This window comes from Leisingera sp. ANG-Vp (genome assembly GCF_000813725.1).
GTDB lineage: Bacteria > Pseudomonadota > Alphaproteobacteria > Rhodobacterales > Rhodobacteraceae > Leisingera.
Genome location: NZ_JWLD01000004.1, coordinates 1 through 24,367, shown reverse-complemented (window position 1 = coordinate 24,367; position 24,367 = coordinate 1). Strand labels below are relative to the sequence as shown.

Annotated in this window: 23 protein-coding genes; 14 read left to right on the top strand and 9 right to left on the bottom strand. The window is 64.4% G+C overall.

Annotated features, from left to right (window positions below; translation table 11 throughout):
- Positions 1–930, top strand: coding sequence for an ABC transporter ATP-binding protein (locus RA20_RS02170; protein ID WP_039124181.1), 930 nt, complete (start codon positions 1–3; stop codon positions 928–930).
- Between the two features lie 75 nt (positions 931–1,005).
- Here the strand turns inward: RA20_RS02170 and RA20_RS02165 are convergent, their stop codons facing one another.
- Entirely contained in the window at positions 1,006–1,794 is a 789-nt protein-coding gene (locus RA20_RS02165) for a hypothetical protein (protein WP_039124180.1), read from the bottom strand.
- A 183-nt stretch (positions 1,795–1,977) separates the two neighbouring features.
- Positions 1,978–2,442 carry a DUF1203 domain-containing protein gene (locus tag RA20_RS02160; protein WP_039124178.1) on the bottom strand — a complete coding sequence of 155 codons (465 nt, stop codon included), beginning with the start codon at positions 2,440–2,442 and terminating at the stop codon, positions 1,978–1,980.
- 233 nt (positions 2,443–2,675) lie between these two features.
- Here RA20_RS02160 and RA20_RS02155 point away from each other — a divergent pair, with 233 nt between their 5' ends.
- The 9 genes from RA20_RS02155 to RA20_RS02115 all read left to right on the top strand — a co-directional run bounded on the left by RA20_RS02155 (position 2,676) and on the right by RA20_RS02115 (position 13,504).
- Positions 2,676–5,603: an error-prone DNA polymerase gene (locus RA20_RS02155; protein WP_039124176.1), complete on the top strand. Its 2,928-nt coding sequence runs from the start codon at positions 2,676–2,678 to the stop codon at positions 5,601–5,603.
- A 114-nt stretch (positions 5,604–5,717) separates the two neighbouring features.
- Positions 5,718–5,966, top strand: coding sequence for a hypothetical protein (locus RA20_RS02150; protein WP_039124174.1), 249 nt, complete (start codon positions 5,718–5,720; stop codon positions 5,964–5,966).
- Positions 5,963–6,388: a hypothetical protein gene (locus RA20_RS02145; protein WP_039124172.1), complete on the top strand. Its 426-nt coding sequence runs from the start codon at positions 5,963–5,965 to the stop codon at positions 6,386–6,388. Before RA20_RS02150 ends, RA20_RS02145 begins: the two co-directional genes overlap by 4 nt.
- Positions 6,389–6,545: 157 nt before the next feature.
- Positions 6,546–8,063: a 2,3-bisphosphoglycerate-independent phosphoglycerate mutase gene (gene gpmI / locus RA20_RS02140; RefSeq protein ID WP_039124170.1), complete on the top strand. Its 1,518-nt coding sequence runs from the start codon at positions 6,546–6,548 to the stop codon at positions 8,061–8,063.
- On the top strand, positions 8,060–9,193 hold the full coding sequence (locus RA20_RS02135) for a murein hydrolase activator EnvC family protein (RefSeq protein ID WP_039124168.1): 1,134 nt from the start codon (positions 8,060–8,062) through the stop codon (positions 9,191–9,193). The genes gpmI and RA20_RS02135 overlap by 4 nt, the downstream gene beginning before the upstream one ends.
- A 7-nt stretch (positions 9,194–9,200) precedes the next feature.
- A complete protein-coding gene (locus RA20_RS02130; RefSeq protein ID WP_039124217.1) occupies positions 9,201–10,532 on the top strand; it encodes a S41 family peptidase in 1,332 nt (443 codons plus the stop codon).
- Positions 10,533–10,975: 443 nt separating this feature from the next.
- Positions 10,976–11,617, top strand: a complete 642-nt coding sequence (locus RA20_RS02125) for a LysE family translocator (protein WP_039124166.1) — start codon at positions 10,976–10,978, stop codon at positions 11,615–11,617.
- Between the two features lie 82 nt (positions 11,618–11,699).
- Positions 11,700–12,764 (top strand): bifunctional transcriptional activator/DNA repair enzyme AdaA, encoded by a 1,065-nt coding sequence (locus RA20_RS02120; RefSeq protein ID WP_039124164.1) that lies wholly within the window; start codon positions 11,700–11,702, stop codon positions 12,762–12,764.
- The gene (locus tag RA20_RS02115) at positions 12,761–13,504 is read left to right on the top strand and encodes an isocitrate lyase/PEP mutase family protein (protein WP_039124162.1); all 744 of its coding nucleotides are present in this window, start codon (positions 12,761–12,763) and stop codon (positions 13,502–13,504) included. The genes RA20_RS02120 and RA20_RS02115 overlap by 4 nt, the downstream gene beginning before the upstream one ends.
- A 3-nt stretch (positions 13,505–13,507) precedes the next feature.
- On the opposite strand, the gene RA20_RS02110 is transcribed toward RA20_RS02115, so the two are convergent.
- The 3 genes from RA20_RS02110 to RA20_RS02100 form a co-directional block, all read right to left on the bottom strand.
- Positions 13,508–13,885, bottom strand: coding sequence for a hypothetical protein (locus RA20_RS02110; protein WP_039124160.1), 378 nt, complete (start codon positions 13,883–13,885; stop codon positions 13,508–13,510).
- A gap of 13 nt (positions 13,886–13,898) precedes the next feature.
- Entirely contained in the window at positions 13,899–14,660 is a 762-nt protein-coding gene (locus RA20_RS02105; protein ID WP_039124158.1) for a DUF6478 family protein, read from the bottom strand.
- A gap of 119 nt (positions 14,661–14,779) precedes the next feature.
- Positions 14,780–15,481 carry a hypothetical protein gene (locus tag RA20_RS02100; RefSeq protein ID WP_241482196.1) on the bottom strand — a complete coding sequence of 234 codons (702 nt, stop codon included), beginning with the start codon at positions 15,479–15,481 and terminating at the stop codon, positions 14,780–14,782.
- 251 nt (positions 15,482–15,732) lie between these two features.
- On the opposite strand from RA20_RS02100, the gene RA20_RS02095 reads away from it, so the two are divergent.
- The 3 genes from RA20_RS02095 (at position 15,733) to RA20_RS02085 (ending at position 19,019) form a co-directional block, all read left to right on the top strand.
- Positions 15,733–16,623, top strand: coding sequence for a CPBP family intramembrane glutamic endopeptidase (locus RA20_RS02095; RefSeq protein WP_039124153.1), 891 nt, complete (start codon positions 15,733–15,735; stop codon positions 16,621–16,623).
- 63 nt (positions 16,624–16,686) lie between these two features.
- Positions 16,687–17,634 (top strand): acetyl-CoA carboxylase, carboxyltransferase subunit beta, encoded by a 948-nt coding sequence (gene accD, locus RA20_RS02090; RefSeq protein ID WP_039124151.1) that lies wholly within the window; start codon positions 16,687–16,689, stop codon positions 17,632–17,634.
- A 116-nt stretch (positions 17,635–17,750) separates the two neighbouring features.
- Complete coding sequence (locus tag RA20_RS02085) at positions 17,751–19,019, top strand: bifunctional folylpolyglutamate synthase/dihydrofolate synthase (protein WP_039124149.1); 1,269 nt, start codon at positions 17,751–17,753, stop codon at positions 19,017–19,019.
- Between the two features lie 148 nt (positions 19,020–19,167).
- Here RA20_RS02085 and zapE read toward each other — a convergent pair whose 3' ends face one another.
- Positions 19,168–20,238, bottom strand: a complete 1,071-nt coding sequence (gene zapE / locus RA20_RS02080) for a cell division protein ZapE (protein ID WP_039124215.1) — start codon at positions 20,236–20,238, stop codon at positions 19,168–19,170.
- Positions 20,239–20,431: 193 nt separating this feature from the next.
- On the opposite strand from zapE, the gene RA20_RS02075 reads away from it, so the two are divergent.
- Positions 20,432–21,670 carry an MFS transporter gene (locus RA20_RS02075; protein ID WP_039124148.1) on the top strand — a complete coding sequence of 413 codons (1,239 nt, stop codon included), beginning with the start codon at positions 20,432–20,434 and terminating at the stop codon, positions 21,668–21,670.
- A 104-nt stretch (positions 21,671–21,774) separates the two neighbouring features.
- On the opposite strand, the gene RA20_RS02070 is transcribed toward RA20_RS02075, so the two are convergent.
- Genes RA20_RS02070 through RA20_RS02060 form a run of 3 tightly spaced genes read right to left on the bottom strand, consistent with a single transcriptional unit; the run spans position 21,775 to position 24,277 of the window.
- A complete protein-coding gene (locus tag RA20_RS02070; protein ID WP_039124146.1) occupies positions 21,775–22,710 on the bottom strand; it encodes an alpha/beta fold hydrolase in 936 nt (311 codons plus the stop codon).
- The gene (locus RA20_RS02065) at positions 22,707–23,624 is read right to left on the bottom strand and encodes an ornithine cyclodeaminase family protein (protein WP_039124144.1); all 918 of its coding nucleotides are present in this window, start codon (positions 23,622–23,624) and stop codon (positions 22,707–22,709) included. Before RA20_RS02065 ends, RA20_RS02070 begins: the two co-directional genes overlap by 4 nt.
- 32 nt (positions 23,625–23,656) lie before the next feature.
- Positions 23,657–24,277 carry an HAD family hydrolase gene (locus tag RA20_RS02060; protein WP_039124213.1) on the bottom strand — a complete coding sequence of 207 codons (621 nt, stop codon included), beginning with the start codon at positions 24,275–24,277 and terminating at the stop codon, positions 23,657–23,659.
- Positions 24,278–24,367 lie beyond the last annotated feature (90 nt).

Below are 24,367 nucleotides of genomic sequence, written 5' to 3'. Positions count from 1 at the left end.
ATGTCTGCTGACGCAATCCGTATTGAAGCTTTGCGTAAAACCTACGCCGGGCGCAAAGGCCATCCGGAGAAACACGCGCTGAAGGGCGTCGACCTGACGGTGCCGCGCGGCTCTGTCTTCGGCCTGCTCGGCCCCAATGGCGCGGGCAAGTCGACGATAATCAACATCCTGGCAGGCCTGGTGCGCAAAACCTCCGGCAAGGTGACGATCTGGGGCTTTGACCAGGACGCAAACCCGCGCCAGAGCCGCGCCGCCATCGGGGTGATGCCGCAGGAGCTGAATCTGGACCCCTTCTTCACCCCGCGCGGCGCGCTGGAGGTGCAGGCAGGCCTTTACGGCGTGCCCAGGCACGAGCGCCACAGCGACGAGATCCTGCGGATGATCGGGCTGGAGGACAAGGCAGAAGCCTATGCCCGCACCCTCTCCGGTGGCATGCGGCGGCGGCTGCTGCTGGGCAAGGCGCTGGTCCACCGGCCTTCGGTGCTGGTGCTGGATGAGCCTACAGCGGGCGTCGACATCGAGCTGCGCCAGATGCTGTGGGAGAACATCCGCAAGCTGAATGCGCAGGGCATGACCATCATCCTCACCACCCATTACCTGGAGGAGGCCGAGGAGATGTGCGACGAGATCGCCATCATCAACCAGGGCGAGGTGGTGGCGCGGGATTCCACGGCAAGCCTCTTGGGCCGGCTGGATGCCAAGACCATGGTGGTGCAGCCCGCGGTGCCGGTCACGGATCTGCCGCAAGGCGCCGGCATCGAGGCCGAACTGCGCCCGGACGGCGCTGTAGGCTTGCGCTACCGCAGCCGTGTGACCAGTGCCGAGGACGTACTGGGCGCTGTGCATGCCGCGGGCATTTCGATCCGCGATGTGAAGACGGAAGAGGCGGATCTGGAGGATGTCTTCCTGTCGCTGACAAAAGCGGGGTGAACTGGTTATAGTCTCAAGGCGGCCCGGGCATCCCGTCGAAACTGCGCTGATGTGCCAGCGCAGTTTTGCAGCTGCTCATTCGAAACAGGCGGCTGTTTCACCGTTGTGGCGGTCTATCAGAATCTGATCCAGCACATGATGCACCAGTAAATCCCGCCCGAGATTTGCCGTGCGGCGTTTCTGGGTTTGGCTCAGCCAGTGCCCGAAACGCCAAGCGTCTGCGAAAACGCTCTCGCATTCAAAACGGTCAACTTGCGGAGAAAACGGGTGGAGCCTGCGGACCATGGATTTGATGGCCGGCGGCATGTGCTGCACCGAATTGCGGGCGTATTCCTCGATCAGAGCCTGTGCTTCGGGGCTGCCGGTTTCACCGGTCCCGTCCAGGAACCCAGAGCGGATCTGGATCGGAATAGATTTTTCCGTCCAGATCCCATCGTGATCAATAAGGCCCAAACGGCGGAGGGGGCCGCGGAGGTTGCCTGAAAACGGCGCAGGAACCTGCCACTCCTTTGAGAGCCTTGGAGTGAGACCGTTTTGAAGGATCATACCGATGCTGACATCAATTGCATCTTCTAGGCAGGGCAGGCTTTCCAGGGGGAGGGCGCCAACAAAGGTTTCCAGAGCCTCGTCTGTCAGAAAGCCAGAGAATCCCCTGCCGGTATCTTTGGCCAGATGAAAAGCTGTCAGGAGGATTGTCAGGTCTTCGCCTGCCCCCGAGAAGGCGTGGTCGAAGGTTTCCCCTGATATGGAATGGCAGTACTCCAGTAGCTCTCTTAGGACGAGGCGTTCGGTCGTTTCGTCAACAGATACGAGGAATGCGGACATAACGCTTTTCTGGGCTTCATCGCGACGCGGCTCAATCATCTTGGTTCTATGCCGCTCCTGCCGCCCTTCTTACGCATCGCTGCTGACAATGCAACTTTGGCCTTAGCTGGTCAGGGGAACAGGCAAAAGTCTTGCAGCCTGCCAGCGGCCCGGCGGGATCGGTTGGGCCATTCGTGAAGCCGTTTGCCTTAAGGAGGCTTCTATGGGGCAAACGGCCACTTCTCACCCCCGGTCAATCCGCGCCTGGTAGCAGTTGTTGCGTGATGAGCGGATGTGGATGTACTTCACCCGGTCATCCTCAAAGATAGCCTCTGCCTGGCCCATCATCTCTGTCTGGGGAATGACGATCCCGGTGCCATAGACGATGCGGTCGTCAGCGCTGTAGCCCTTGATCAGAAAATCAGGGGAACCGGTCAGCATCTCCGGCAGCGCCTCGCCGTCATGGCGCGTGCAGCGATCTGCACAGAGGAACAGCGGGCCGGTCTCGGCATAGGGCTGCGTCTCAGGAAAAGGGCGGTAGGCCAGGACCAGCATCTCCGCGCCTTTGGGGATGTATTTCAGGCAATGGCGGCAGGGGTTGCCGCCGCCGTCTGAGATGGCGCGCTCCGGCGTGCGGCCATAGGCATCGGCGCCGCCCGCTTGCAGGGCGCGGACATCTTCGGTGGGAAGGGCGGTGATCTTGGTCATGTGAAAACTCCTTTGCTGCCTGGAGCATGCCTCAATGGATGGGGACCGATCGACCCGTTTCTTGCGCATCCCGCAGGCCGCAGGGGCGGGCTCCCGCCAGCCGTGCAGGCATTGGAAATGCCCTGCGGCTGTTGGGCCTGGCGCCGCGCTGGCGCGCGGCGCGGCACCGCAATCCGGCCGGTGTCTTTCAGGGTGACTCCACATGAGAACAAAACGGGAATACCATGCGACTCATGTTTGCCGAATTTGCCTGCCTCTCGAACTTCACCTTCCTCACTGGGGCGTCGCATCCAGAGGAATACGTGACCCGTGCGCTGGCGCTGGGGATCGGGGCGGTGGCGGTTGCGGATGAGAATTCGGTGGCAGGCATCGTGCGGGCCCATGCGGAATGCGCTGATATCGCCCGGCGGGTGCGCGAGCGGCAGGCCTGGGACCGGCGGAACACGCCCATCGGGCCGCCGTGTCCCGAGGGTATCGCGCCGCCGCACTCATTCCCGGTCTATGGCACCGTGCGGCTGATCCCGGCGGCGCGGCTCATGTTCGCCGATGCGCCGCAGATGATCGCGCTGCCGGTGAACCGCACCGGCTGGGGCAGCCTGACGCGGCTGCTCTCAACCGGGCGGCTCAGGGCAGAGAAAGGCAGCTGCATCCTGTATCTCTCCGACCTTTTGGGGTTTGCGGATGGCCTCCACCTGCTGCTGCTGCCGCAGGCGGAACATCTGCCCGGCGGCGCGGGCGGATGGGGGCCGCATATGGAGGGGCTGACGCGCCGCTTTGCCGGGAGGATGCATCTGCTGATGACGCCCGCCTATGATGGCGGCGACCAGGCGCGGTTTGCCCGGCTCTCAGAACTCGCCGGACACCTGAACCTGTCGCCGCTGGCCAGTGCTGCGCCGCGGATGCATCACGGCAGCCGCCGCCGTCTTTGCGATGTGCTCAGCGCCATCCGCCTGCGCTGCAAGGTGGAGAGCTTGGGCCGCGCGGCTCTGGCCAACGGCGAGCAGCGGCTGCGTTCTGAAACCGAGATGCGCCGCTTGTTCCGCGGCTATGACGCGGCGGTGGACAATGCCGCCCGGCTGGCAGGCCAGCTGACCTTCTCGCTGGATGAGCTGCGTTATGACTACCCGGACGAGGGCAGCGAGAGCGAAACCCCGCCGCAGCGCCTTAGGCGCCTTGCCGAAGAGGGCCTCAGATGGCGCTATCCGGGCGGCGCGCCGGACAAGGTGCGCGCGCTCTTGGAGCATGAGCTGGCCCTGATCGCCAAGCTGAACTACGACCCCTACTTCCTGACCGTGCGCGACATCGTCCACTTTGCCCGCTCCCGCGGGATCCTGTGCCAGGGGCGCGGCTCGGCGGCAAACTCGGTGGTCTGCTACTGCCTGGGCGTGACCTCGGTCAGTCCCGAGCTGGGCACCATGGTGTTTGAGCGTTTCGTCAGTGAAGCCCGCGATGAGCCGCCCGACATCGACGTCGATTTCGAGCACGAGCGGCGCGAGGAGGTGATCCAGTGGATCTATGAACGCTACGGCCGCCACCGGGCGGGTCTCTGCGCCACGGTGATCCACTACCGCGGCAAGCGCGCCATCCGCGAGGTGGGCCGCGCCATGGGGCTGACCGAGGACACCATCTCAGCACTTTCTTCGCAGCTCTGGGGCTTCTTCAGCGCCGAGGGCGTGGAGGCCGAGCGGATGCGTGAAATCGGCCTCGACCCCAGCAGCCGCCGCCTGCAGCTGACGATGCAGCTGGTGGAGCAGATCATCGGCTTCCCCCGCCATCTCAGCCAGCATGTGGGCGGCTTCATCATCACCCAAGGCCGCCTGGATGAGCTGGTCCCGATCGAGAACGCCACCATGGAGGGGCGCACGGTGATCTGCTGGGACAAGGATGACATCGATACGCTGGGCATCCTCAAGGTCGATGTGCTGTCGCTTGGCATGCTCACCTGCATCCGCAAGGCGTTCGACCTGATGCAGCAGCACCACCAGCTGGATTACAGCCTCGCCACCCTGCCGCCGGAGGACCCGGCAGTCTACAACATGCTGTGCCGGGCCGACAGCATCGGCGTCTTCCAGGTCGAAAGCCGGGCGCAGATGAACTTCCTGCCGCGGATGCGCCCGCGCAAATTCTACGATCTGGTGATCGAGGTTGCCATCGTCCGCCCCGGCCCGATTCAGGGCGACATGGTGCACCCCTATATCCGCCGCAGGAATGGCGAAGAGCCGGTGCATTTCCCCTCGGACGCGCTGGGCGAGGTCTTGGGCAAGACCCTTGGCGTGCCGCTGTTCCAGGAGCAGGCGATGCAGATCGCCATCGTCGGCGCCGGCTTCACGCCTGAGCAGGCCGACCGCCTGCGGCGGTCCTTGGCGACCTTCAAGAAACATGGCAACGTCAGCGAGTTCCGCAGCCTGTTCCTGCGCGGCATGGCCAGGAACGGCTATGATGCGGAATTCTCGGAACGCTGCTTTTCCCAGATCGAGGGCTTCGGCTCTTACGGTTTTCCCGAAAGCCATGCGGCCAGCTTTGCCCTGCTGGTCTATGCCTCTGCCTGGATCAAATGCCACCATCCGGGGATCTTTGCCTGCGCGCTTTTGAACGCCCAGCCGATGGGGTTTTACGCGCCCGCCCAGATTGTGCGGGATGCCCGCGCCCATGGGGTCGAGGTGCGTCCGGTCTGCATCAACCGCTCCTATTGGGACAACGCGATGGAGCCCGATGGCCACGGCGGTCTGGCGCTGCGGCTGGGGTTCCGGCAGGTGAAGGGGCTGCGGGATGAGGATGCCGCCTGGCTGACCGCGGCGCGCGGCAACGGTTATCACGAGGTGGAGGATGTTTGGCGCAAGGCAGGCCTGGCGCCGCCGGTGATCGAACGGCTGGCCGAGGCCGATGCCTTTGCCGCGCTGGGGCTGAACCGGCGCGAGGCCTTGTGGGCCGCCAAGGCGATCACCGCCCGCAAACCGCTGCCGCTGTTTGCCCGCGAGCTGGACGGCGAGGCGATCTATGAGCCGCAGGCGGACCTGCCGCAGATGGGCTTGGGCGAGGAGGTGGTGGAGGATTACGTCGCCATGCGCCTTTCCCTGCGCGCGCATCCGGTGGCGCTGATCCGGCATCTGCTGTCGCCGCAGAACAGCGGCGGCGGCGCGGGTGGCGGACCGGGGGATTGAGTATTTTTGGCAAGATGAAAAGCGTGGAAGAAGCAAGCTGCGCTGTGATTCCAATCTTGGTACCTTGATACCAAGATTGGAATCACATATAACGCACTCCGAAAGGAGGGCGCGATGAAATCTGTAACCCGTGTGCAAACCGGCCTGCGCCTTGAGGCGCGGCTGTTGAAAACCATGAAGGCGCTGGCGGAATATCTGGATATCTCCGTGGCGGAACTGGTCGAGGGCATGGCGCTGCACGCCTTTGAGGGCAAGGCGCCGTTCTCCGAGGAGACCCTGGGCAAGATCGAGGCGCTGCGCGCGGTCTACGGATTGGACCTGACCGCTGCCGACAGCCACAGCCTGACGGAGGATCCGCAATGAGTGAACGGACAGACTATGCGGTGATGGCGCAGGAACTGGCCGCGGGCACCCTGCAGCCGGAGGGCTTCAGCCACCGGGCGCATCTGGGGGTGGCTCATGAAATCCTCTCCCGCCACGAGGTGTTTGAGGGCATGGCGGTCTATGCCCGCGGCCTGCGCCGCCTGACGGAAGCCGCCGGAGTGCCGGAGAAATTCAACGCCACAGTGACACTGGCGTTCCTGAGCCTGACTGCCGAACGGATGGCCGCAGCGGATTACCCGGACACGGAGGCGTTTCTGAACGGCAACGCGGACCTGCTGCAGCCCGGGATTCTTGGGCGGTATTACCCGGCCGGGGCGCTTGGCAGCGATCTGGCGCGGGCGGTGCCGGTGCTGATGCCGCAGAACGCGGGCGGAAGCGATAGCGGACAGGCGGGTATTTGAGTATTTGGGCAAAGAAGAAGCAGGCAGGGAGATTTTGCGCCTGATCCCTGTCCTGATAACGCCAACTGTGGCAGGAATGCCGGTTCACCCCGGCGCAGCAAGGCGTTAGAAGGCTTGCGAACCTTGCCCCAACCTTGCTTTGCCCCGGAGCTGACCCATGAGCGCACCCAAACCCGTTGTCCTGTGCATCCTTGATGGCTGGGGCAGTGGCGAGCCGGGCAAGGCCAACGCGCCTTACCTTGCCGAAACGCCGGCCTTTGATGCGATCATGGCCAAGGGGCCCAAGGCCAGGCTGATCACCCACGGCCCGGATGTGGGCCTGCCGACCGGGCAGATGGGCAACTCGGAAGTCGGCCACACCAATATCGGCGCAGGCCGGGTGGTGGCGATGGATCTGGGGCAGATCGACCTGGCGATCGAGGACGGGTCTTTCTTTGAAAACGAGGCGCTGCAAGCGTTTATCAAACAGCTCAAGGAAAGCGGCGGTGCCGCGCATCTGATGGGGCTGGTCTCGGACGGCGGCGTGCACGGGCATATCAACCACATTCTGGCAGCGGTGAAAGCGATCACCGATGCCGGCGTGCCGGTCTGGCTGCACGCGATCACCGATGGCCGCGACGTGGCGCCGAAATCGGCCTTTACCCATTTCCGCAGGCTGGAAGAGCGGCTGCCGGAAGGCGCGCGCATTGCCACCGTCACCGGGCGCTATTTCGCCATGGACCGCGACAACCGCTGGGAGCGGGTCAGCGAGGCCTATGATGCGATGATCCACGCCAAGGGGCGGCCAGCATTCTCCGCGCATGGCGCGGTGGACCATGCCTATAACCAGTCCGAAACCGATGAGTTCATCGCGGCCACGGTGCTGGCAGGCTATGAAGGTGTGCAAAGCGGCGATGGCTTTTTCTGCCTGAACTTCCGCGCCGACCGGGCGCGTGAGATCCTGCGCGCCATCGGCGAGCCGGGGTTTTCGGAATTTGATACGGGCGGGCGTCCCAAGCTGGCTGGGCTGCTGGGCATGGTGGAGTATTCTGGCGGCCACAATGGCTATATGACCACCTGCTACCCCAAGGCCGAGATCGTCAACACGCTGGGTGAATGGGTTGCCAAGCAGGGCAAGCGCCAGTTCCGTCTGGCCGAGACTGAGAAATACCCGCATGTGACCTTCTTCCTGAATGGCGGCAAAGAAGCGCCGGAGGAAGGCGAGGACCGCTTTATGCCGAAGTCGCCAAAGGTGGCGACTTATGACCTGCAGCCGGAAATGTCGGCGCCTGAGGTCACCGGGAAATTCGTCGAGGCGATCGAGGCGGGCTATGACCTGATTGTCACCAACTATGCCAACCCGGACATGGTCGGCCATACCGGCGACATCAAGGCGGCGATGCTGGCTTGCGAAGCAGTGGACCGCGGCCTGGCGCAGGTTGTTGAGGCTCTGGAAAAGGCGGGCGGCGCGATGATCGTCACCGCCGACCACGGCAATTGCGAAGTGATGATCGATCCGGAAACCGGCGGCGCCCATACGGCCCATACACTCAATCTGGTACCGGTGGCGCTGGTGGGCGGGCCCGAAGGCGCGCAGCTGCGGGACGGGCGGCTGGCGGATCTGGCGCCCACCATCCTGGAGCTGATGGGGCTGGAAAAACCGGCAGAGATGACCGGGGAGAGCCTGCTGTCATGATCCTGCGCGCGGGCTTCCTGTCGCTGGCATTGCTGGCCGCGTCGCTGCAGGCGGCAGCGGACCCGGCCGGGGCTGCGCGGGAGGCGGCAGCGCAGCTTGAGGCGGCCTCGGTGCAGTTGCAGCAGGCCGACAGCTCCCGTGACCGGGTGAAGGCGCTGACCACCACCGTGCAGGCGTTTGAGGCCGGGCTGGCCGCAATGCGCGACGGCTTGCGGCGGGTGGCGCGGCGCGAGGCGCAGCTGAGCGCTCAGCTGGCCGCACGGCAGGAGGAAGTCTCGGGCCTGCTGGGCATTATCCAGACCATTGAAACGTCGCCGCCGCCGGTCTTGATGGTGCATCCTTCCGGCCCGCTGGGAGCTGCGCGCTCAGCCATGATGCTGGCGGAGGTGACCCCGGCGCTGCAGGCCAAGGCCCAGTCGCTGAAGGTGGACCTGGACGAGGTGCAAAGCCTGCGGCTCTTGCAGCAGAACGCGGCGCAGACTCTGGAAAAAGGGCTGGCCGGTGTGCAGGCTGCGCGGGTGCAGCTGTCGACCGCCATTGCCGACCGCACGACTTTGCCGAAGCGCTTCACCGCCGATCCTGTGCGCACCGCGATCCTGATTTCCTCGACCGAGACGCTGTCGGGCTTTGCCGACGGGCTGGCCGAGATTGCCGGCGGCGAGATTGCCGAAACCAGCGCCGACATCAGTGATCTGCGCGGCTCCCTGCCGCTGCCGGTCGAGGGCCTGGTGCTGCGCGGTTATGGCGAGCGCGATGCCGCGGGCATTGCCCGCCCGGGCCTGCTGATCGCCGCGCGGCCCCGGGCGCTGGTCACCGCACCCACGGCTGCCACCATCCGCTACCGCGGGCCGCTGCTGGACTTGGGCAATGTGGTGATTCTGGAGCCGCAGCCGGAGACCCTGTTTGTCCTCTCGGGTCTTGCCGAGGTGTTCGGCGAGGCGGGGCAGGTGATCCCGGAGGGCACCCCGGTCGGCCTGATGAGCGGAGAAAACCCCAAGCCGGACGCAATTCTGTCACTTAGCGGTGAAGGGGGTGGAACTGACCGGACAGAAACGCTCTATATAGAAGTGAGAATGGACAACAGCCCGGTGGACCCGGAAACATGGTTCCGCACTGGAAAAGGTGGATGAAGGCTTGATGAAAAAATTTGCGATGGCCGCCCTGGGCGGCACGCTGGCAGGGATCGTTGCAACAACCTATGTCGCAGGCCCCTTGCTGGCCCAGGAAGGCGCGCGCGAGGCCAATGTCTATGAGCAGCTGGACCTGTTCGGCGATATCTTCGAGCGTATCCGTGCGCAGTATGTCGAGGAAGTCGACGAGAAAGAGCTGATCGAGGCGGCTATTGGCGGCATGCTGACCTCGCTGGACCCGCATTCCAGCTATCTTTCGCCGGACGACGCCAGCCGGATGCGGGTGCAGACCCGCGGCGAATTCGGCGGCCTGGGCATCGAGGTCACCCAGGAAGAGGGCTTTGTCAAAGTTGTCTCCCCGATCGACGGCACCCCGGCGGATGAGGCCGGCATGGAAGCCGGCGATTTCATCACCCATGTGGACGGCGAAAGCGTGCTGGGCCTGTCGCTGGACGAGGCCGTCAACCTGATGCGCGGGCCGGTGGGCTCGGAAATCGTGATCACCGTGGTGCGCGAGGGTGAGGATGAGCCGTTTGATGTCTCGATCATCCGCGACACCATCAAGCTGACCGCCGTGCGCAGCCGCACCGAGGGCGACACCGTGGTGATGCGGATCACCACCTTCAACGACCAGACCACGCCGAACCTGGAAGCGGGCCTGAAAAAGCAGATCGAAGAAGCCGGCGGCATGGACAATGTGAACGGCATCGTGCTGGACCTGCGCAACAACCCGGGCGGGCTGCTGACCCAGGCGATCAAAGTGGCCGACAGCTTCTTGGAATCCGGTGAGATCGTCTCGACCCGCGGCCGCAACCCGGAGGACGGCGAGCGCTTCAACGCCACCCCGGGCGACTTGGCCGATGGCAAGCCGATTGTGGTGCTGATCAACGGCGGTTCGGCTTCAGCCTCCGAGATTGTCGCCGGTGCGCTGCAGGACCACCGCCGCGCCATCGTGGTGGGCACCAAGTCTTTCGGCAAGGGCTCGGTCCAGACCGTGATGCCGCTGAAGGGCGAGGGAGCGATGCGCCTGACCACCGCGCGCTACTACACGCCGTCGGGCCGCTCGATCCAGGCGCTGGGCGTCAGCCCTGATATCGTGGTGGAACAGCCCCGCCGCACCGCCTCGGCCGAGGAAGAAGAAGGTTCAACCCGCCGTTCCCGTTCCGAAGCGGATCTGCGCGGCAGCCTGAACAATGACAGCCTCAGCGAAGACGAGATCCGCCAGATCGAGGAAGACCGCGAGAAGGCCGAGAAAGCTGCCGAACTGCGCGAGCAGGATTACCAGCTGGCCTATGCCATCGACATCCTGAAGGGCCTGGTGGCGCTGGGGCCGAAATAAGGTTTGCCTTTTGGCAGCACGAACAGGGCCGTCCGGAAGGGCGGCCTTTTTCATGTCTGCTGCACCGCTGTATCCGGCGGTGCCTGCGTGTTGTGACGATCTGCGCTGAAGCCCGTTTCCGGGGGCGGCGCCGCCAAAGTGGAGAATGGACAGACCCCGCCGGGGGCCTGCTCGGACAGGATTTCCTGGACGCCCCCCTTTTTTTCAGGGCCGGTCTCCGGGTGTTGCGCAGGCAGCCGCACAGATGCCTGCGCCTCGTATCATGGCCCTTGCGCGGGGCCATGGCAGGGGATCGATCAGGGGCAGTCTGGCATGGGGGAATGAGGATCGCGTGAAGGGGGCGCACGGCGGGCGCGCAACATCTGCGTGCCTGTGCGCTATCGGCTTGCCCGCGTTAGGGAGGCTGATAGGGTCGCCGCGAGTCATGAATCAGGATTGCCCCCATGGACCTGCTTGCACCGCTGATTGCTTATTCCATCGCCTTGTCGATTGCCGCGGTCATTCCCGGACCGGGCGTGGCGGGGCTTGTCGGGCAATCACTGGGCAGCGGCCTGAAGGTGTCCCTGGTCTTCCTTGCGGGGATTGCCCTGGGGGACGTGGTTTATCTGACCGTTGCCATTGCCGGGCTGGCCGCCATTGCACAGCTGTTCTCAGGGGCGCTGCTGGCCATCAAGGTGCTGGGCGGGGCCTATCTGGTCTATCTGGCCTATAAGTTCTGGCGCAGCGAGGCGGGCCTGACAGCGGTTGCCAAAGCTGCCGACCGCAGATCGGCCAAGACTTTTCTGTCCGGATTTGCGCTGACCCTGGGCAACCCCAAGACGATCATCTTCTACCTGGCGCTGCTGCCGACCGTCATCGATCTGGAAGCCGTTGGCGTTGGGCAATGGGCAGCTCTCAGCGTTCTGACGGTGCTGGTTCTGTTCGCAACGCTAAGCCCCTATGCGCTGCTGGCCTCGGGGGCGCGGCAAATGATGGCGCGGGCTGATGCGCTGCAAAAGCTGAACCGTATTGCGGCCGCGATCATTGGCAGCACCGGCGTCTTCATCCTGGGCCAGGCTGCAACCGCCTTTGCCCGCAGGGCGTGAAGCCGGAGCCGATCAAAGAGTTTTGAACATCAACGCCCGATCTTCGGCGCATTGGCGGGTATTGCTGGTCTAAGCTCGCCTCATGATGTTTGACCTGCCTGATTCCCAGACGCTGTACCAAGCGCTGATCACCCGTGATGATGCATATGAGGGGCGCGCCTATGTGGGCGTCACCTCCACCGGCATCTTCTGCCGGCTGACCTGCCCGGCGCGCAATCCCAAGTTTGAAAACTGCCGGTTCTATGCCACCCCCGGCGAATGCATCGAGGCGGGGTTCCGGGCCTGCAAGCGCTGCAAGCCGCTGGCCGCCGCTGCCGGGGACGACCCGATGGTGCAGGACCTGCTGGCGCGGCTGGAGGAACGGCCCGCCTACCGCTGGGGCGAGGGGGACCTGGTGCGGATGGGGCTGGAGCCTTCGACCGTGCGCCGCGCCTTCAAGCGGCATTTCGGCATGACCTTCCTGGAGATGGCCCGCCAGCGCCGCCTGCGCGAGGGGTTCACCGCGCTGAAGGCCGGCGAGCCGGTGATTGCGGCGCAAATCGATGCCGGGTTTGAAAGTGCCAGCGCCTTCCGCGCGGCCTTTGCCAAGCTGGTGGGAATTGCCCCGGGCGCCTTCCGCAAGGATGCGCTGCTGCTGGCGGATTGGATCGACACGCCTTTGGGCGCGATGATCGCCATCAGTTGCCGGCATCAGCTGCACCTCTTGGAGTTTGCCGACCGCAAGGCGCTGCCCCGCGAGGTGGCCAAGCTGCAAAAGGCGCAGCCCGGCGGCTTGGGCTTTGGCCGCCCGGCGCCGACAGAGCAGATTGCCGATGAGCTGCGCCGGTTCTTTGCCGGCGAGGGGGCGGAGTTCCAGACCCCGCTGGCGCTGCACGGCACCGGGTTTGAACGCGAGGTCTGGCGCTATCTGCTGACCATCCCGGCGGGCGAGACCCGCAGCTATTCGCAAATCGCGCGCGAGCTGGGCCGGGCCTCGGCCACGCGGGCAGTGGCACGGGCCAATGGCTCCAACCAGCTTGCCCTGGTGGTGCCTTGCCACCGGGTGCTTGCCGCCGATGGGTCGCTCACCGGCTATGGCGGCGGCCTTTGGCGCAAGCAGCGGCTGATCGAGATTGAAACAGGCTACAAACAGAGGATTTCTGCATGACATATTCAGACCGCGCGGCAGATTTTGCGGCGCTGCACCAGCCCGGCAACCCGTTGGTTCTTTACAACATCTGGGATGCGGGCAGTGCCAAGGCGATTGCCGGGGCAGGCGCCCGGGCGCTGGCAACCGGCAGCTACCCGGTGGCTGCGGCACAGGGGTTTCCGGACGGCGAGAAGATCCCGCTGGACTTTGTTCTGGGCAATGCAGAGCGCATCATTGCGGCCACGGATCTGCCGGTAACGATTGATTTCGAGGGCGGTTATGCCCGTGAACCTGAACAGCTGACCGCCAATGTGAAACGGCTGGCAGAAACCGGCGCGGCGGGGCTCAATTTCGAAGATCAGGTGGTTGGCGGTGACGGCTTTTACAGCATTGAAGAACAGGCTGCACGGGTGGCTGCGGTGCGGGCGGCCCATGCGGACATCTTTGTCAACGCACGCACAGATCTGTTTCTGAAGGAAAAAGATGCCTCGCAACATGGATCGCTGATCAGCGAAGCCTTGGAGCGCGGTGCGGCCTATGCCGAAGCCGGGGCCAGCGGTTTCTTCATCCCCGGCCTGACCGACCCGGATCTGATCGCCAAGGTCTGCGAAGCCAGTTCCCTGCCGGTCAACACGATGATGCGCGGCATCACGCTGGAAACCGCCCGGCAGGCCGGTGTGGCACGCTGCAGCTACGGGCCGATCCCGCATGCGAAACTGATGCAGGTTCTGGCAGAGCACTTCCAGTTCTTGGAATAAGGCTCAGGTCGTCTCCAGGCAGTGGCGGCGGAAGGCGCGTTTGAGCATGTCCAGCTCGGCGCGCAGCAGCTCGACTTCGGCGCGCAGGTCGTCCGCCACCGCCTCGCCCGCGATCAGGGTGAAGTCGCCCAGGCGGGTGCTGCTGGCGCCGTCAAAAATCACAAAGGTCTGCACCCCGTCAGCCACCGCTTCCGCGGGCACCGGCACCGAGACCGTCCATTCGCCGCCCGACTGGCCTTCGTGCAGCTTCACGTCCTGAACCGGCTGATCCTGGAACATCACCGTGATATCCGGCCGTGCGCCGCTGGCAGGCGCATTGCTGATCTGGCCTTCCCAGATGCCGTTGCGGAAGCGGATTTTGGTCAGTGTCAGGTCGCTCATGGGGCAGGGCTCCTCAGATCGCCGCGCGGCGGTGGCGCGAGAAAGTCAGATCGCGCAGGATGATCTGGTTCAGGTCCGGCGCCTCGAAAATCAGATCCAGCCAGATTTTCTCGATCCGTTTCTCGTTCAGCTTGGAATAGGCGAGGTCGAACTCCACCACGATGTTCTTTTCATCCATTGGCAGCTCGCGCACGATTTGCTCGGTGTTGGGGCCGTGCTGGATGTTCAGGCGGGCGAAGATCTCGATCGGTTTTTCGGATTCGATAATGCTGTCGATGCGCAGCAGGTGCTGACGGGTCATGCCGCTGGCGGCTGCCGGCGGCAGGTCCACCACCAGCGACAGGAATGAGCCGTCGAATTTGAACACATCCATGCGCAGGCCGAACGGTGCCAGATCCTCTTCGCGGGTGTTCCTGAGCTGGCGCAGGGTGAGTTCGGAGAATTCGCAGTCGTGAAACAGCTGGACTTCTTCTCCCAGCCGGGCCTTTGCCGGCACCGAGGACAGCCCGCGCTCGGGCAGCGGCCCGCGCCACAGCTCCGGGCGCCAGGACCAGTCGGTGCCATGCGGGCGCGGAAAGAAGGAAGAGCCGATCTGCGGCAGCGCCAGGCGGCCGTCGGCGGTGTGGATCAGACGGTCGAGATGCGTGCGCAGCTGCCGGGCCTGATTGCGCTGACGGCGCAGCTCGGACAAGGGTGCGCGCGCCGAGTCCTCGGCCGCCGCGCGCCAGCGGCGCAGGCTGCGCAGGTGCATCAGCCGGTCCATGATCCTGCCCATCGTGCTCCCTCTTGCGCTGTTCTTGTTCCGTTGCCTGTCTTTGCCCGTGCTTTCTGCAGCGGGCGCTGGCGGCAGTCTAACCGCTGGCGGCTGTTGAAATAAACCGGCAATCGCCCGGCTCAGCCGGTGATTTTACCTGGCGCGGATGCATCCGCTGCTGTTTCGGGCGCCGCGGGCCGGGCCAGCGGGCGCAGCGACTGTTTCGGACCTTTGGGCAGGACAGCGCCCGCCGCCTCCAGATCCGGCAGCGCCGAGGCCTCCAGCGAGCGGTGGGTGACTTCATTCAGCAGCGCCGCGCCCTGGCTGCCAAGCGCCCGGCTGCCTTCGGGCGCATAAAGCGCCAATGCGATCAGGTGGCGGTCGAGTACAAAGGCGCCGCGCCAATGAACCGGGCTGGCCCCTTCGGCGACGGCACCGGCAACCTCCAGCTTGACCAGCGGCAGCAACTGATCCTCGCGGGTTTCCAGCAGCTTGGCCTCCGGGAACATCGCCAGGATGTCCTGGGCTTGCGGGGCGGCAGCATCCTGGGCGGCGGGGCCGATTGAGGCGGTCAGCACGGCCGCTTTGCGGGCGCCGAACCAGTTGCGCCGGTCCAGCCTGCTGCACATGGCGATCAGGGCAAAGCCGCCGTCACTGTCAGCTTGGCTGCTGCGGCGGTCAAAACAATAGCTCTGGGGGGCTGCCAGCAGCACATCGCCGCCGGCAAAGGACATCACCTGGCCGCTGAACTTGGGCGCGGGCCCCGGGTCACGGGCTGCAAAGGAGAGGCCCTTGACCGGTCCGGGCGTCTGGCTGCAGGCGGCCAGTGCCAATGCGGCCAATGCAGCTGCGCCAGCCCTGGCGAGGCGCCCAAGCCTGGGCGCTGTTTCGCTGGCTGGCGGAAAAAGCGCGGGTTTTCCGCCGTTTGTCCTGTTCACTGCTGGCCCTGCCTGTGTTTTTGTTTTCAAATTCAATATGAGGCAGCTGTGGCTGCGGCAAGTGTGAACAGAAGCTGCAGCCGCATGCCTTGCCATGGCGTTGCAGCAATGCATAACGTGGCCGGGATTTGGCGGCCAAAAACCGGGAGAGCAGCATGCAGTACGGGCACGGCTACAGGGCGCATGAGGCCTTGGTGCGTTTTGCCCGGGCACGGCCGGAGCTGTGGCGGCTGCTGCTGGGGCTGCTGCTGGTCGCCTCAGTCAGTTTTGCGATGACGGCTGCGCTGCAGGTGACATTGGCCGGCCTGTTCCCCGGCGCCTGGCTGCAGGGCCTCGCTGATGGCAGCAATCCGGGTGCAATGCTGGTGCTCCTGGGCAGTTTTGCCTTTCTGTCGCTAGGGGTCGCCATGGCCGCCCGCCTGTTCCACCAGCGCAGCTTTGCCACCGTGACCGGCCATCTGAAGCCGCTGGTCTGGCAATTTGGCCAGGTCAGCGTCTATCTGCTGGGCCTGATGCTGCTGCTGATGGCGCTGCCGCCCTACAGCATGGGGCCGCCGATGACCCCGAATCTGCCGTTCTGGACCTGGTTTGGAATTCTGCCTCTGGCGGTGGCAGGTGTGCTGGTGCAGACCGGTTCAGAGGAAATCCTGTTCCGCGGCTACATCCAGCAGGCGCTGGCGGCGCGGTTCCGGCACCCTGCAGTGTGGCTGCTGGCGCCTTCGGCCCTGTTTGCATTGGGGCACTACCTGCCGTCCGAGGCCGGCGGGAATGCACTGCCGATTGCGCTTTGGGCCGGGACCTTCGGGCTGCTGATGGCGGACCTGACCGCGCGGGCGGGCACCCTTGGCCCTGCCATGGCGGTGCATTTCTTCAACAATGTCACCGCGCTTTTGCTGTTTGCCTCGCCCACCAGCCTGAACGGGCTGGCGCTTTACCTCATTCCCTTTGATATGGCAGATGTGCAGGCCCTGCGCCCGTGGATGGCGGTTGACTTTGCCCTGATGCTGGTCAGCTGGCTTGCAGCACGGCTTGCCATACGCCGCTGATTGCAATTGCGGCAAATGCGCCTTATCTGGGGGGCAAACCGCGCCCCCGGAGAGGCAAGCAATATGAACTGGATCACCAACTACGTCCGGCCCAAGATCAACTCGATCTTTTCGCGCCGCGAAGTGCCCGAGAACCTTTGGCAGAAGTGCAGCGAATGCGGCACCATGCTGTTCCACCGCGAACTGAGCGACAATCAGAACGTCTGCACCAGCTGCGGCCATCACATGCATATCTCGCCGCGCGACCGTTTCACCGCGCTGTTTGACGGCGGCGTCTTCACCGAGGTGGCCATCCCCGAGCCGCTGGCCGATCCGCTGAAGTTCAAGGACCAGAAGAAATACCCCGACCGCGTGAAGGCGGCGCAGAAGAAAACCGGCGAGAAAGAGGCGATGCTGGTGGCTGCCGGCGAAATCGGCCGTACCCCGATCATCGCCGCCGCGCAGGACTTTTCCTACATGGGCGGCTCGATGGGCATGTTCGTGGGCAATGCCATCATTGCCGCGGCCGAGGAAGCCGTGAAGCTGGGCCGCCCGCTGGTCCTGTTTTCCGCCGCCGGCGGCGCCCGCATGCAGGAAGGCATCCTGTCGCTGATGCAGATGCCGCGCACCACCGTGGCGGTGCAGATGCTGAAAGAGGCTGGCCTGCCCTATATCGTGGTGCTCACCCATCCGACCACCGGCGGGGTGACCGCCTCCTATGCGATGCTGGGCGATGTCCACATCTCTGAACCAAACGCGCTGATCTGCTTTGCCGGCCCGCGGGTGATCGAACAGACCATCCGCGAGAAGCTGCCGGAGGGTTTCCAGCGCGCCGAGTACCTGCTGGACCACGGCATGCTCGACCGGGTGACCCCGCGCACCGAGATGCGTGAAGAACTGATCAGGATCACCCGCATGCTGATGGGCCTGCCGCCGCAGGTGGTGGGCGACCTGCCTTCTCCGGAAGAAGAGGCAGCCAAGGCCGCAAATGCGCCGGCCGATGGCGTTCCTAGTGAAGAAGCTGCCGAGTAACTTCGATTAAATAACCATGCCTGGCCGAAGGCCGGGCAGCGCGCGTCCCGCCTCCTCACAGGGCGGGACGTTTGCATATTAAAGACCCTGAGACCCCTGTTGCCAGAGAGCCTGCCATGACACAGACCTCCGACGCGATCCTCGCCCGCATGATGGCGCTGCACCCCAAGATCATCGACCTGACCCTGGACCGTGTCTGGCGGCTGCTGGAGGCGCTGGACAACCCGCAGAAAAAATTGCCGCCGGTGATCCATCTGGCCGGCACCAATGGCAAGGGCTCGACTCAGGCGATGATCCGCGCGGGGCTGGAAGGCATGGGCAAATCTGTGCACGCCTATACCTCGCCGCATCTGGCGCGGTTCCACGAGCGGATCCGGCTGGCAGGGGAGCTGATCTCCGAGGCGCATCTCACCGAAATCCTGGATGAGTGCTACGCTGCCAACAAAGGTGAAAACATCACCTATTTCGAGATCACGACAGTTGCAGGCCTCTTGGCCTTTGCCCGCAGCCAAGCGGATTACACGCTGCTGGAGGTGGGGCTGGGCGGCCGACTGGATGCGACAAACGTGATTACGCCTGAGCTGTCGGTGATCACGCCGGTTTCGATCGACCACGAGCAGTTCCTGGGTGACACGCTGGCCAAGATCGCTGGCGAAAAAGCAGGCATCATCAAGCGCGGCGTGCCGGTTGTGGTCGGACCGCAGCCGGAAGAGGCGATGGAAGTCATCGAGGCCACCGCTGCCCGCCTCGGCGCGCCGGTGATTGCCTATGGCCAGCACTGGCATGTGCACGAAGAGCACGGCCGCCTGGTGTTCCAGGACGAAAACGGCCTGCTTGATCTGCCGCTGCCCGCGTTGCTGGGCGCGCATCAGATCCAGAACGCCGGCGCAGCATTGGCTGCCCTGCGTCACCTGGGCGCTGACGAGGCTGCCTGCGCAGCGGCGATGAAAAATGCCGAATGGCCCGCACGCATGCAGCGCCTGAAGACCGGCCCGCTGGTTGAGGCGGCAGGCGAGGCGGAGCTTTGGCTCGACGGCGGCCATAACGCGGCGGCCGGCATCGCTTTGGCGGATGTGCTGGCGAAATTGCCCAAACGCCCCACGCATCTGATCTGCGGCATGCTCAACACCAAGGATGTGACGGGCTACATGGCTCCGCTGGCGCCGCAGGTTGCCAGCCTCACCGCGATCTCGATCCCGGACGAGATCAACACGCTGAGTGCCGAAGACACCGAAGCTGCTGCCAAGACTGTTGGCATCGAAGCCGCAACAGCGGAAAACACCCAAGAGGCCCTGGAGGCCATCCTTGCAAAGGACCCGCAGGCCCGGATTCTGATTTGCGGTTCGCTTTATCTGGCGGGCCATATCCTGCGCGAAAACGGCTGAGCCCTCTGGCGCCGGGGGCGCTCCCGCCCGCTTGGGACCTGACGGTCCCCGCTGGTTGGGCCCGGCGCCGCTGACGCGGCGCGCCTCCAGCTTCTTTCTGGTCCGAAATACCCGGGGGTGAGGCCAAAGGCCGAGGGGGCAGAGCCCCTTACCCCGTCTGTCCCCAATCCTTGTCCTGCATCTCGCGCAGGCGCGAGGCGGTGCGTTCGAACTCAAACGTGCCTTCGCCCTCGACATAGAGCATTTCGGGCTGCGCCGCCGCTGAACAGATCAGCCGCACCCGGGCCTCGTACAATGCGTCGATCAAGGTCACAAACCGCTTGGCCTCGTTGAAGTTGTTGCGGCTGAGGCGCGGGATGTCTTCCAGCACCAGCACCTTCACCTCCCCAGCGATGGCCAGATAGTCGCCCGGCCCCAGCATCTTGCCGCATAGGTCATAAAAGCTGGCCCGCGCGACGCCGTTGCGGAAGGCGGGCAGGGTCACTTCGCGGCCCTTCACCTCCAGCGTCAGCGGCTGTGCCGGGCCGCCTGAAAGGTCCTGCCAGATCGCGCGGATCTGCGCGCGGGCCTCTGCATCGACGGGGGCAAAATAGACCTGAGCACCGGTCAGCCGGTGCTGGCGGTAGTCGATGGGGCTGATCATTTCATGCACATCCATCTGCGCCTTGATCAGGTCGATGAAGGGCAGGAACAGCTGCCGGTTCAGCCCGTTCTTATAAAGATCATCCGGCACCCGGTTGGAAGTGGTGATCACGGTGACCCCGGCCTCGAACAGCGCCTCGAACAGGCGGCCGACGATCATCGCGTCAGTGATGTCGGTGATCTGCATTTCGTCAAAGGCCAGCAGACGCACGGACTCGGCAACCGCCTTGGCCACCGGGGCCAGCGCGTCCTCAACCTCGTTCTGGCGCGCCTCATGCATCTGCACGTGGATTTCCTGCATGAAGGCGTGGAAATGCACCCGGCGCGAGGGGATGTCTTTCAGGCTGTCCACGAACAGGTCCATCAGCATCGACTTGCCGCGCCCGACCCCGCCCCAGAGGTAAAGCCCTTTGACCTGCTCAAATTCCGCCCGCCGGAAGAAGCCGCGTTTCACCGGCGGCGCCTTGAGGCCTTCGGCGATACGGTCGAAATGGGGAAGGACGGCTTCCTGGGCCGGGTCGGGCTTCAATTCGCCCGCGTCGATCTTCTGCCGGTACAGCGTGCTCAAATGGGTCATGGCCAAGGGATAGCGCGGGGCGCGGGGGATGGAAAGCACTGCCAGGAGCGGAGCAAAGGATTAGCGCAGGAAGAGTCTGCTGCGCAAAAGCGGCAGAGATACATCAAAATTTCTTAATGGTGCGCCCAGAATTCCTGATTTGACGCCGGCCCCGATATCCTTGAGGGTTGCCGGACTTGCCAGGAGAGACGCCATGGACCGTTCCGCGCCGCTGTTTACCCCCGTTCTGATCGTCGGCTGCATCATCATCATGGTGAGCTTTGCGGTGCGCGCCTCCTTTGGCGTGTTCCAGATCCCGATTGCCGAGGAGTTCGGCTGGCTGCGTTCCGAGTTTTCGCTGGCGATTGCGATCCAGAACCTGGCCTGGGGCATTGGGCAGCCGATTTTCGGCGCCATTGCCGAGAAGATCGGCGACCGCAAGGCGATCATCATGGGGGCCATCGTCTATGCCGCGGGCCTGGTGCTGAGCGCCTGGTCGACGACGCCGTTTGAGATGCAGTCTTACGAGTGGCTGGTCGGCTTTGGCATTGCGGGCACCGGGTTTGGCGTGGTGCTGGCGGTTGTGGGGCGGGCGAGTTCCGACGAGAACCGGTCAATGTCGCTGGCGATTGTCACCGCGGCGGGATCCGCTGGCCAGATCTTCGGTGCGCCGACGGCGGAATGGATGCTGGGCTTCCTGCCCTGGCAGACGATTTTCCTTGTGTTTGCGGGCGTTGTGCTAGCGCTGATTGCGCTGTTGCCGCTGATGCGCGCGCCAGAGGCCGCCAGCAAGGCAGAGCTGGAAGAGAGCATGGGCGCGATCCTGATGAAGGCGTTCAAGGATCCCTCTTACACGCTGATCTTCCTCGGCTTCTTCAGCTGCGGCTACCAGCTGGCCTTTGTCACCGCGCATTTCCCGGCTTTTGTCACTGAGATGTGCGGGCCGATCCAGCCGGGCGGGGCGCTTTATTCCATGGGGATCACCTCGACCTCGGCCTTGGGAGCGGTTGCGATCTCGCTGATCGGCGCGGCCAATGTCGGCGGCACGCTGCTGGCGGGGTATCTGGGCAAGCGCTATTCCAAGAAATACCTGCTGGCGGCGATCTATACCGGGCGGACGCTGGCGGCGGCGGCCTTTATCATGGTACCGATCACGCCGCTCAGCGTCATCGTGTTCTCGATTGTGATGGGCTCGCTGTGGCTGGCGACGGTGCCGCTGACATCAGGTCTGGTCGCGCATATCTACGGGCTGCGCTACATGGGGACGCTTTACGGCATCGTGTTCTTCAGCCACCAGCTGGGCAGCTTCCTGGGCGTGTGGCTCGGCGGGCGGATGTATGACGCTTATGGCGATTACACTTTTGTCTGGTGGATCGGCGTGGCGGTGGGCGCATTCAGCGCGATTGTGCATCTGCCGGTGAAGGAGCGGCCGCTGCGGGTGGCGGCGGCATAACGGCGGCGGCAGGGTTTGCGGCGGTCCGGGAAGCCGGGGCGCTGCCCCGGACCCCGGGGTATTTAGGACCAGAAAGAAGCAGAAACTGTGCTTTGACCTGAGGCTCAGTTCAGGCCGCGGCGGTGGTTTCTTGAGATGATCTCCAGCACCTGGTCGGTATGGGTGTAGGGAAGGCCGTGGCCGGCGCCTGCGATTTCTTCCTGGCGGATGGAACGGGCATGTTCGGCGATTCGCCCGGCCGTGTTCGGCGGGATCACTGTGTCCTCCTGGCCCCAGACCGCCAGCACCGGCACGCCGGCCTGGTGCAGGCGGCGGTGGTCGGCGGTGAAGTCCTCATTCAGGATGCCGCGCAGCGAGGCCAGGACTGCCGGGATGAAGCCGCGGTAGGCCAGTTCCTGCTGCTGCAGGCCGGCGATGCCGGGGACCGAGCTGGGCAGTTTGCGTTCCGCATTGGTGCCGCGGATGTGCAGCACGGGGTAGACTGCCTGCATCAGCCAGTCGCCGACGCCCGGCAGTTGGCGGACGGCCCGGGTCAGCCGGTCCGGGCTGCTGCCGAAGCCTGCAGGCGCCAGCAGGATGATCTCCCGCACACGCTCCGGGTGGGCCGAGGCGAAGGCGGTGGCGATGGCGCCGCCCATGGAATAGCCGATCAGGGTGAAGTCTTCGCCCACCTTCTGATCCTCCAGCAGCTCTTCCAGCTGGGCAAGGAAGAAGGCCCGGTCCTGCAGGCCTGCAGGGCGGTCCGAGTAGCCGCGTCCGTAGAGGTCGTAGCTCAGCACCCTGTAGCCCATGGCGGCCAGACCCTTGGCAACCCCGTCCCAGACAAAGGAAGGCGTGGTCAGCCCGTGCACGCAAACTGCAACAGGCCCGCGCAAAGGGCCGCTCCAGCGGTAATGGGTGAGACCGCCGGAGAGCTGCGCGAACTCTCCAGGCGCGGTCTGCCGCGCCTTGGCGTCCATTGGTTTGCGCAAGCGTTCCCGCAGCAGGGGAGCAAAGATCAGGATCAGAACAACGGCACTCAGCAACACAAACCAGCTCATTGCTTTGCCTTCCACTTTTGCAGGATATGGTGGCTGGTCATCAGGTCGAGATGGGCGCCGCCGCCGTTTTTGAACAGGGTGATCTGCGCGGAGTCGAAGGCAGGGAAGCTTTCCAGGCTGTAATAATCTGCCAGCACATCGCTGCGCCGGATTGTGCCTTCGGCGAGCGGGATCTTGAATTCACCGATGTGATCCAGGGTGGTGTCGAAACTGTCGCAGTAGATTTGCGCGCGGCGCAGGGCTTCATCGTCGGCCTCGCGCATGTCGGGGCGGTAGGCGCCGATCATGTTGAGGTGCTGGCCGGGGCGCAGCCACTCGCCCTTGATCACCGGGTTTGAGGACATGGTGCAGGTGACGATGATATCGGCAGCGCGTACAGCGCTTTCCAGGTCCGGCGCAGGTTTGGCGGCGGGGTGCTGCCGGCAGAGGTCTTCGGCTTTCGAAAAGGTGCGGTTCCAGACCCGGATTTGCGCCTGCGGAAAACCGGCGCCAAAGGCTTCGATCAGCGAGGCGCCGACAGTGCCGGCCCCGACGATCAGAATCCCGCGGGCCTGCGGATCGGCCAGCCTGAGAGCACCAAGCAGGCTGTCGCCCGCAGTCTTCCATTTGGTCACCAGGTGGAAATCCACCAGTGCCTCGGGCGTGCCGTCCAGATCTGAGTAAAGGCAGACCGAGCCGTTGATCATCGGTTTGCCCGCATCCGGGTTGCGCGGGAAGATGTTGGCGGTCTTGACCGCGATCCCCAGCCCATCGATCCAGGCCGAGCGGCTGAGCAGCGTGTCGGGATCGCGGTAGAGGAACGTGTCGCCGATTTCCGCCTTGGGAAGCTGATGGCTGGCGGCCAGGGCATCGGCAAAGCTGACCCAATCCAGCAATGCCTCGCCCTCTTCGAACCCGATGAATGGAATGCTCATATCTTGCGCTTAAACCTCCGCTGCGGACCGTCTCAGGCGGCCTCTTTTTGTGTCAGCAGCCCCTCCTGCACCAGCCGCGCGGCAAACGGAGCGGGGCTGGTGAACAGATGGGTCTGCCAGCCGCGTGCTTGCGCGGCATCGATGTTCTCGGGGCGGTCGTCGGTGAATAGAAGCCTGTCCGGCACTACCCCGGTTTCGCGTTCCAGAATGGCATAGATTTCCGGTTCTGGCTTGACCGTTTTCAAATGCGCGGAGACGAATGTGTGGTCAAAACCACGCAGGAAAGGATAGGCATCGCAGGCGGTTTCAAAGGTTTCAGCGCCGAAATTGCTAAGCGCAAAGACCGGAACCCCCTTGTTCTGCAGGGCCCTCATCAGACGGACAGAATGCTGTATTTCCTGCGGAACCATCTGCAGCCAGCAATCGTGCCACCAGCGGATTTGCTGGCTCCACTGCGGATGCTGCTCAGCCAGGGCGTAGATGGAGGCGTGAAAGGGGGCGCCGCGGTCGATCTCCAGATTGACGGGGTGCAGCGGAACTTCGGCAAACAGCTGTTTGCGGCGGGCTTCACCTATGCGGCTGTCGTAGAATCGTTCCGGCTCCCATTCAATCAGCACGCGGCCTATGTCAAAAACGACGGCTTCAATTGGCATAGGGTGGAATTCCTTGCGGTTCAGCCTGCCGACCGCGGCCGGGGGCGGGAGGGAGGATGCTGGCGGCGGGGTTTGCGCCAGACCGCCCCC

Excerpts from the sequence above, each read along its gene's own strand:
- RA20_RS02160 (WP_039124178.1), bottom strand. The coding sequence starts at position 2,442 with ATGACCAAGATCACCGCCCTTCCCACCGAAGATGTCCGCGCCCTGCAA.
- RA20_RS02065 (WP_039124144.1), bottom strand. The coding sequence starts at position 23,624 with ATGAGCATTCCATTCATCGGGTTCGAAGAGGGCGAGGCATTGCTGGAT.
- RA20_RS02085 (WP_039124149.1), top strand. The coding sequence starts at position 17,751 with ATGACACAGACCTCCGACGCGATCCTCGCCCGCATGATGGCGCTGCAC.
- RA20_RS02120 (WP_039124164.1), top strand. The coding sequence starts at position 11,700 with ATGATGTTTGACCTGCCTGATTCCCAGACGCTGTACCAAGCGCTGATC.
- RA20_RS02155 (WP_039124176.1), top strand. The coding sequence starts at position 2,676 with ATGTTTGCCGAATTTGCCTGCCTCTCGAACTTCACCTTCCTCACTGGG.
- RA20_RS02075 (WP_039124148.1), top strand. The coding sequence starts at position 20,432 with ATGGACCGTTCCGCGCCGCTGTTTACCCCCGTTCTGATCGTCGGCTGC.
- RA20_RS02105 (WP_039124158.1), bottom strand. The coding sequence starts at position 14,660 with ATGGGCAGGATCATGGACCGGCTGATGCACCTGCGCAGCCTGCGCCGC.
- RA20_RS02170 (WP_039124181.1), top strand. The coding sequence starts at position 1 with ATGTCTGCTGACGCAATCCGTATTGAAGCTTTGCGTAAAACCTACGCC.
- RA20_RS02060 (WP_039124213.1), bottom strand. The coding sequence starts at position 24,277 with ATGCCAATTGAAGCCGTCGTTTTTGACATAGGCCGCGTGCTGATTGAA.
- gpmI (WP_039124170.1), top strand. The coding sequence starts at position 6,546 with ATGAGCGCACCCAAACCCGTTGTCCTGTGCATCCTTGATGGCTGGGGC.
- RA20_RS02070 (WP_039124146.1), bottom strand. The coding sequence starts at position 22,710 with ATGAGCTGGTTTGTGTTGCTGAGTGCCGTTGTTCTGATCCTGATCTTT.
- zapE (WP_039124215.1), bottom strand. The coding sequence starts at position 20,238 with ATGACCCATTTGAGCACGCTGTACCGGCAGAAGATCGACGCGGGCGAA.
- RA20_RS02165 (WP_039124180.1), bottom strand. The coding sequence starts at position 1,794 with ATGATTGAGCCGCGTCGCGATGAAGCCCAGAAAAGCGTTATGTCCGCA.
- RA20_RS02145 (WP_039124172.1), top strand. The coding sequence starts at position 5,963 with ATGAGTGAACGGACAGACTATGCGGTGATGGCGCAGGAACTGGCCGCG.
- RA20_RS02095 (WP_039124153.1), top strand. The coding sequence starts at position 15,733 with ATGCAGTACGGGCACGGCTACAGGGCGCATGAGGCCTTGGTGCGTTTT.
- accD (WP_039124151.1), top strand. The coding sequence starts at position 16,687 with ATGAACTGGATCACCAACTACGTCCGGCCCAAGATCAACTCGATCTTT.
- RA20_RS02130 (WP_039124217.1), top strand. The coding sequence starts at position 9,201 with ATGAAAAAATTTGCGATGGCCGCCCTGGGCGGCACGCTGGCAGGGATC.
- RA20_RS02125 (WP_039124166.1), top strand. The coding sequence starts at position 10,976 with ATGGACCTGCTTGCACCGCTGATTGCTTATTCCATCGCCTTGTCGATT.
- RA20_RS02150 (WP_039124174.1), top strand. The coding sequence starts at position 5,718 with ATGAAATCTGTAACCCGTGTGCAAACCGGCCTGCGCCTTGAGGCGCGG.
- RA20_RS02110 (WP_039124160.1), bottom strand. The coding sequence starts at position 13,885 with ATGAGCGACCTGACACTGACCAAAATCCGCTTCCGCAACGGCATCTGG.
- RA20_RS02135 (WP_039124168.1), top strand. The coding sequence starts at position 8,060 with ATGATCCTGCGCGCGGGCTTCCTGTCGCTGGCATTGCTGGCCGCGTCG.
- RA20_RS02115 (WP_039124162.1), top strand. The coding sequence starts at position 12,761 with ATGACATATTCAGACCGCGCGGCAGATTTTGCGGCGCTGCACCAGCCC.